Source organism: Synechococcus sp. B60.1 (assembly GCF_047462555.1).
GTDB lineage: Bacteria > Cyanobacteriota > Cyanobacteriia > Thermostichales > Thermostichaceae > Thermostichus.
On sequence record NZ_JANSJN010000023.1, the window covers coordinates 1 to 7,605 of the forward strand.

5 protein-coding genes are annotated in these 7,605 nt (G+C 58.4%); 1 reads left to right on the forward strand and 4 read right to left on the reverse strand.

Going from position 1 to position 7,605, the window contains the following annotated elements:
- Positions 1 to 629: 629 nt before the first annotated feature.
- The 3 genes from NW863_RS04170 to NW863_RS04180 all read right to left on the reverse strand — a co-directional run bounded on the left by NW863_RS04170 (position 630) and on the right by NW863_RS04180 (position 3,909).
- Positions 630 to 1,466, reverse strand: coding sequence for a hypothetical protein (locus NW863_RS04170; RefSeq protein ID WP_414364653.1), 837 nt, complete (start codon positions 1,464 to 1,466; stop codon positions 630 to 632).
- 224 nt (positions 1,467 to 1,690) lie between these two features.
- Positions 1,691 to 2,293, reverse strand: coding sequence for a transcriptional regulator NrdR (nrdR, locus tag NW863_RS04175; protein ID WP_414364657.1), 603 nt, complete (start codon positions 2,291 to 2,293; stop codon positions 1,691 to 1,693).
- Between the two features lie 50 nt (positions 2,294 to 2,343).
- Positions 2,344 to 3,909: a cryptochrome/photolyase family protein gene (locus tag NW863_RS04180; RefSeq protein WP_414364660.1), complete on the reverse strand. Its 1,566-nt coding sequence runs from the start codon at positions 3,907 to 3,909 to the stop codon at positions 2,344 to 2,346.
- A 78-nt stretch (positions 3,910 to 3,987) separates the two neighbouring features.
- Between NW863_RS04180 and NW863_RS04185 the strand changes: the two genes are divergently transcribed.
- Positions 3,988 to 6,396, forward strand: coding sequence for an ArnT family glycosyltransferase (locus NW863_RS04185; RefSeq protein ID WP_414364663.1), 2,409 nt, complete (start codon positions 3,988 to 3,990; stop codon positions 6,394 to 6,396).
- Here NW863_RS04185 and NW863_RS04190 read toward each other — a convergent pair.
- Positions 6,278 to 7,306, reverse strand: a complete 1,029-nt coding sequence (locus NW863_RS04190; RefSeq protein ID WP_414364666.1) for a LysR substrate-binding domain-containing protein — start codon at positions 7,304 to 7,306, stop codon at positions 6,278 to 6,280. The genes NW863_RS04185 and NW863_RS04190 overlap by 119 nt on opposite strands.
- Between the last annotated feature and the right edge of the window lie 299 nt (positions 7,307 to 7,605).

The following is a 7,605-nucleotide window of genomic DNA, read 5'->3' on the forward strand; positions in this document are numbered from 1 at the left end:
ACTTGAGGGGTGACCCTCCGGTAACCTAGCTCGGTGCCAGGCTCTTCTCTCCACCCCAACCCCCCAACTTTTGGGGGGTTGTTGTCCCAAGGGGTAGCTCTACAGTTTCTACAGGTGTAGGGTTTGATACTCCCACCGCATAAAGGCGGGGGATTCTTACGCAGTTCAAGAACGAACTCATAAAGGCGCTATCAAGACGCCTCTAGACAGAACCTTGTGGCAAAACCTCAAGGTTTCGCTTACTTTTCTGTTCGCGTAAGCAGGACGGAGTCCTTGTAGGTTGGCTGAGACGTTATTATCTCCCAGACGCTTGCTACCAGTCGAGTCTTTCACCATGATTGGGTGCCCGCCTGGGAACGGTACGCCTTCTCAGCAAGCATACCCTTGACGAGCAGCTAAAGTTGCTTACGGGCTTTTCCGTCCCGTACTAAAGTGGGGGGGTACCAAGCTTCTATGTGGCAATACGTTCTGCGGAGATTGCGTCTTACTCTCCTCAAAAGTAGAGGATCCTATTCTGATCAGCCGCTGGGATCGCTTTTGCGCAAAACCAGTGCCCTAGGGCTGCGGCTTGAAGAATGGACCTGAAACTTGTGGAAGTCCTGTAGGTAGACGAAATTCCGCCTCCGGAACTATTGGGGTGCTTCCACAGGAGAGGGTGGTGGGTTGTTGCGCAAAAAGGGCTGTACGGCTACGAAGCCCAATCCGAAAGAGGCGACTACCAAAAGAACTGCAGCGGCCATCCACAGCACAGCGGAGCCTTGGGATCCGTGATGTTGATCGCGCACCCGTTGGTAGACGCTGGTGGAATGAACCTCGCCACCCATATTTTGCATCAACTCTTCCAAGGAGGGAATCTGATAGCCGGCACGGGGGTAAGAAGGCTCAGTAGGAGTGTCTTGACGGGGACGGGGGGGTAGAGTGGAGGGCTGAGATCGGGGCTCGAAAGAGGAAGCGGCAAAGTCAGAGTAAGAGGAAGTTGGATAGACGTTGCTAGAGAAGGGTGAAACCTCGCTGCGAGCTTGGCGTCGCTTGAGGCGATTCAAAAAATCATAGGGGGGAGAAGCTTGGTCAGGTTCTGAGGACAGGCCATCCCCTCGAAAAGGGGCTGCAGCGGCCTCTCTTTCAGGAGCAGCGGCTTGGCTTGTGTCAGCAAGCCGTATGCTGATTTGCTGTAGGCGCTTCAAGGCCTGACCCAATTGCCCCTGAAATTCTTGCGCGATGGCAGTAACTTCTCCAGACAACTGTTGATGCAGAGCGTGCAGGCGCTGATTTTCGGAAGAGAGGCGGCTCACCTGCTGACGGGCAGATTCCAGCTCTTCGGCCACTTGTTGATACACCTGGATGGGCACTGTCCCCGGCCCCGTCTCTAGTGAGGCAGGGGTGCGAAAGCTGTTGTTGCCGGGCAAGCCACTGGGGTTGCCGTTGCGAGCTCCAGAGGGGCTAGAACCCCGAAAGTCGTACTGCATAAATTGAATCGACGCGTAAGAAAGGATGAAAAACTGAGGAAGGTGGGCAGCAAGGGATCCTGAACAGACAAAGCCGCAAGGCTCACCTAGCGGTAGCGCTGAACACCGACCAGCCGGGGATATCTAGCGCTATGCTTAGTGTAGGCGGCAATTGCTAACCCAAGCATACCGCTAAGCTGTTTGGATGGGAGCCCTTTTCTGGCAGTTTTTCTCGGCGGCAAGCGCTATTTTGGGATCCCCGAGAGATTGCTCGAGGCGTCGTTTTGATCGAGGAGTTTGGGAATACCCCCCACCCAGTCTGGAGAAGCTGTGGATTCCGACTCTGAAGGGGGAGAGTTCCGCAACGGCCGCTCCAGATCTCGTCGGAGGGGGGCCTCCAACCGTTCCAACTGTTCCAGTTCAGTAACAAAGTCTTTTATACCCTGGAACTGGCGGTACACGGAGGCAAAGCGCACATAGGCAACTTCGCTCAGGCGCTGTAGGCGCTCCAGTACCATCTCGCCGATGCGTAGGGTAGTTACCTCTTGAACGTCTTCCAGTTGCAGTTTTTCTTCGATTTCGTTGACCAACTCCTCCATCTGCTTGACGCTAACTTGGGTTTTTTGGCAGGCGTGCATCACCCCTTGGAGGATCTTGTTGCGGTTAAAACTCTCCCGGGATCCATCCCGTTTAATGACCATGATGGGCATGAATTCAATGCGCTCGTAGGTGGTGAAGCGGTAGCCACAGGACATGCATTCCCGCCGCCGCCGCACGCTTTGGCCACCTTCTGCCGAACGGGACTCTAAAACGCGAATTTCTTGCTTGCCGCAGCGGGGACATTTCATGACGTGGGCTCCTTGAACCAAGTAGCACAGAAAGGGAAGGTGCTCCAATTTTAGCCAGACGGCTGGCCCAGGGAGTTGCTCCTAGGCCAGGGATCCCACCAAGCAGCAGCTTGCGCTTGGATTTGGGCTTTTAGCTCCGGCTGCAAGCGATCCAAGTGGGCCAATACCCATTTCATCCTCCCTAGGGGGGTCAAGAGGGAGCGGTGGCGCAAGAGGAAATCCCAGTAGAAGGTATTAAAGGGACAGGCGCGTTCGCCAACCTTTTCGCTGGGATTGTAGCGGCAATGGCGGCAGTAGTCACTCATTCTGCGGATGTACTGGGCAGAGGCGGCGTAGGGTTTGGTGGAAAGCATGCCCCGGTCGGCAAAAAGGCCCATGCCGATGACGTTGGGCTGCATCACCCAGTCGTAGCTGTCGATGAACACGTCGTGAAACCACGCTTCCACTGCCTGGGGTTGGATGCCGCTGATGAGCGCAAAATTGCTGAGCACCATCAGCCGCTGGATGTGGTGGGCGTAGCCGTGGCGGCGAATTTGCCCTAGGGTGTGCCGTAGGCAGGCCATGTCGGTTTCGCCCGTCCAAAAAAAGTCCGGCAGGGGGCGGTGGTGGCCAAAGAAGTTCTTCTGGGCATAGCCCTGGGGCATCTGGTATTCGTAGAAGCCGCGCAGGTATTCCCGCCAGCCCAGGATCTGACGGATGAAGCCTTCAGCGGAAGGAAGAGGGATCCCGCCGCGATGGTAGGCCTGTTCGGCGGCGGCGAGGACTTCTTGGGGGGTGAGAAGCCCTAGATTGAGGTAGGGGGAAAGGAGGGAGTGGTAGAGGAAGTCCTCCCCAGCTTGCATGGCATCTTGCCAGGGGCCGAAATGGGGCAGGCGGTGCTGGATAAAGTCTTCGAGCACCTGCAGGGCTTGGGCGCGGGTGACTGCCCAGCCAAAGCCCTCTAGGGATCCAAAGTGGTGGCCGTAACGTCGCCGCACTTTCTCCATCACCGCTTGCGTGATGGCGTCGGGAGGAAACCTCAGAGGGGGTGGGTAGCGCCGGCCAGGCTGAGGAGGCTGCCGGTTTTCCCGGTCGTAGTTCCAGCGCCCCCCCAGGGGTTGGGAGCCGTCCATGAGGAGGCGGAAGCGTCTGCGCCCTTGGCGGTAAAAGTCTTCCAGAAGCAGGCGCTTGCGGCCTGAGGCCCAGTCGATAAACTGGGAGGCTGTCCAGAGGAAGTGGTTATTTTCCACGACCAAGAGCGGGCAGGGGAGGGCGGATCTCAGCTTTTCCACCTCCGCTCGAACAGGAATGTCGGCAGGCTGCATGAGGCGGATTTGTTGTAATTGATATTGCCTGGCCCAAGCCTGCAGGGGTTCAGCAGAGTCCTCCGCTTCCACATAGGTAACGGGGTGGCCGCGCTGTTGCAATTCTTGGGCAAAGTGGCGCATGGCCGACCACACCAGCACCAACTTCTGCTGGTGATGGTTGCGGGAGCTGGCCCAAGCGTGGGACTCGATAAAAAGGATGGGGACGCGGTGGGGAGGTAGGGTTGAGAGGGAGGCAAGGGCAGCTTGCTGGGGGTGCAGTTGGTCGGGGAGGATCCAGACACCTGTGGAGCCAGAGGGTGGAACGGTCATGGGGGGGAATATCGCGGCCTCGAGGATCTCTAAGGGCAGCCCAAGTTGAGTGTAGCGCTAGGAAACAGGGCTAAGGCCATGAAGACGACCTCCAGTCGGATAGCGGCAGCAAGAGGGGGGGTGGGGATCCCCTTTCTCCCCGCCTGGGCGGGCCTGGGGATGGCGGCCCTACTGCTGTTGCTGGTTTGGAACTGGACGGATCCCCTGCCGCCAGCCTGGGATGAGGCGCAGCACCTGTTGCAGGCCCAGGCATTTGGGGATCACCTGCGGCGGTTTCGCTGGGAAGGGGTGTGGTGGCAGCAGTTTTTGCACTTAAACCAGCGCTACCCGCCTCTGGCCTATTGGCTGGGGATCCCGTTGGCCGCTTTGCACCCCTTTAGCCGTGCCGATGGGCAGTTGCTCAATTGGGTGTTGCTGGGGATCCTGACCCTGGCAACCCAGCGGCTGGGCCAGCGGATTTACCACTCCCAGGAAGTGGGCTGGTTGGCGGCAGCGCTGCTCGTCCTTTACCCAGGGATCGCGGCTCTGGCCCATGTCTACATGTTGGAGCTGCCGCTGCTGGTGGCGGTGACGCTGGCTTTTTGGGCGCTCTGGGCCTACGGGGAGGAACCGTCCTGGTGGGGGGCGATGGGGGTGGGGGCGGGGGTGGCGGCGGTGTTGCTGGCCAAGTGGACAGGGGTGCTGTTTTTGCTGCCGCCACTGCTGGCTGTGCCCCTGGGGGTGAAGCTCCCTTGGCCGGTGCGGCTGGCCCACCTGGCGCTGGGGATGGGGGTGACGCTGCTCTTGTGCTGGCCCTGGTATGGAGCCAATTGGCTGTTTGTCTTCAGCAACGGCTGGGCCTATGCCGAGACTGCCCATTACTACGTCACCTGCCCAGCGGGATCCCTCTGCTGGTGGACGGCCTACCTTCGCGTTTTGCCCCTGCAGATGAGCCCTTTTTTGTGCCCCTTGCCGCTGCTTTCGCTCTGGGGATCCCCAAGCCGGCGGGAGACTCTCCTCTGGGGCCTCTACGGCTCGGGCTACTTGCTCTACACCCTGGTAGCCATTAAGGATGTGCGCTTTACGCTGCCGCTGTTGCCCCTGCTGGCCATCCTATCAGCGGGTGGGCTGGACAAAGTCTGGCGGTGGCTGGGGGCGCGCTGGGGGCAAAGGGCACTGCGGCAGGGAGTTGGCCTGAGCCTAGCCTTGGGATCCCTGGCCCTGCTCAACCTGGGGCAGCCCCTCACGCCTGGCGTGGCCCCTCTCTGGAAAGGGATCCAAATGCGCTGGCAGGGGCAGCACCCCCAGCAGGAGCTGACGCGGTGGATTGGATCCCTGGTGCAGCCAGGTTTGACCACCACCCTGGGCGTTCTTCCCAACACTGAGCTGATTTCGTCCGAGACGCTCAGCTACCTGGCCGCTCTGCAGCGCTGGCCAATCACCTTCCGCGGTGCCGGGCAAACCCCTTGGCCGGAGCTGGAGCTGGCGCTCCTGGATGGGTTTGTGGATGCGCCAGGGGAGCAGGGAATTGTCGGCCCCTACGGTCCAGCTAAGGAGCAAATTCGGCAACTCCTAGACAAGAGTCCGGACTGGCAGCAAGAGCATTTTGAACTACAAGCGGTGGGCCGGCTGTACACCTACTTCCCCACCCCGCCCAGGGTTGTGCTGCAAGAGGTGCCTGCTCCAGTAGAGGAAGTGGAGCTGCTGCAGCTCAAGGTCTTCCCAGAGGAAGGGATCCCGGCCTGGCGGCTGCGCTGGCAGGGCCCGGCCCAGGACTTGGCCCAAACGCTAGTCTGGGCGCGGTTGGAAAATCCCCAGGAGCAGATCTTGGCGGAGCAGGCCTGGGTGGTGGGTCAGAACCGCCTGCAACCCCGCACCAGGAGCAATTGGCAGGTAGAGGAAATTTTGACCTTGCCCCTCTGGCCAGAGTCTGCCGGAGAAGAAGGAATCCTCCACCTGGAGTGGCAACCCCCCAAAGGAATGCGCCGGTCGCTAAGACAGCACTGGCGTGGGTCTCCTGGTAGGGAAAAGGGATCCCTTATCCCGCCAGGAGATCTCCTCTTTCCCCTGCGACAGGCAGCTAGGGCGGCTGCGGCTGGGGATCTGGAGGCGCTCTCCCTCTACCTCAACGCCTGGACAACTTTGCAGTATGCCACTTTCGCAACCGACCCGGATCGCATCCTGACACGCCAGCTTCTGGAGGGAGAACAGCAACAGGCTGCTGACCAAGGCCAAATCGAGCGCCAAATTCAAAGCCACTACGAACTGGGCCTAATGGAGGTGGCGCTGCTGCAGCCAGAAGCAGCCCAGCAGCATTTTCAGCGGATTGTCGAGCTGGATCCCGAAGACGATTGGGCACGGGCCTATTTGGCATTTTTACAGGTCTTTTTTACCCATGATATTCGGAGCCTCCAGGGGTTGAAACAAGAGCTGGCGGCTGCAGTCTATCCCCTTTGCCAGAAAGCCAATCTGGATTGGGATTTGAGTTGGCTCTGTGCAGCTCTTTAGGAGGAAGATCCAGATCCATTTGAGAAACTTGAGAAAGCAGGAAATCGGCAAAAGCTTTGGCTACCACCGAGAGGCGCTTGGAGCGCAAATAGACCAAATGCCAAAATCCACGGATGGGAAACTCTTCCACATCCAAAATGGCCAAATGGTGTTGCCAATCCCCCAGAGCCAACACATGCTGAGACAAAACCGAAATGCCCAGCCCGCCAATGATGCCCTGGCGAATGGCTTCGCTACTGCCTATCTCCATGCGGATGTTGAGCTTGAGGTTATGTTTGTCGAAGAGCCGCTCCACTGCCATGCGGGTGCCGGAGCCGGGCTCGCGGGCCAAGAAGGGCTCTTGAGCAATACGGGCCAGGGGGATCCGCTTCTGGCCCACCAAAGGATGGTGAATAGGAGCCATCACCACCAAGGGATTTTCCAGAAAGGGTTGCGCCACTACATCCAAATCTTCCGGCGGCATCCCCATTACATAGAGATCATCCATGTTGTTGCTTAGCCCCTCCAGAACCTGCTGCCGGTTCAGCACCTTGAGGGATACATCGATGCCGGGGTACTGCTGACAAAATAGCCCCAGCAGGCGAGGAATAAAGTACTTAGCAGTGGTGACAACCCCAATGCTCAGCCGTCCCTGTTTTAACCCCTTCAGGTCGGCGAGGGTCATCTCAAATTGGTTCAACTGCTCAAAGATTTTTTGGCAAGTCTGGTACAAAGCTTGCCCCGCCTCTGTGAGATAGAGCCGCTTGCCCACCTGTTCAAACAGCGGCAACCCCACCGATTTGCTCAATTGCTTGATCTGCATGGAAATCGTGGGCTGGGTCAGGTAAAGCTCCTCAGCGGCACGGGTGAAGCTGAGATGACGGGCAGCAACCTCGAAGATTTGCAGTTGGTGCAAGGTAATGGCCTTCATGGACAATTAGGAAAAACTAAAGGTTCACTACTAAATCATAAGCCCTGATCTATGCGTTTTGGCGAGATCTCCCCGGGGAAAGGCAAACCCCTGTCCCCCGTCCTTTGACGGAGCTTGAGGTAGGGGAGTGAACTAGGATGGGAAAGCGCGGTTTTGCCGTGTTGGTCGACCCGCTTGTCTTTCAGGTCTGGAGCAGTGTAGATGGCAGTTTACGAGGGCAACTTTGTTCAGACGGGGGATCTGCGTCTGGCCATTGTTATCAGTCGGTTTAACGATTTGATTGCCGGCAAATTGTTGGA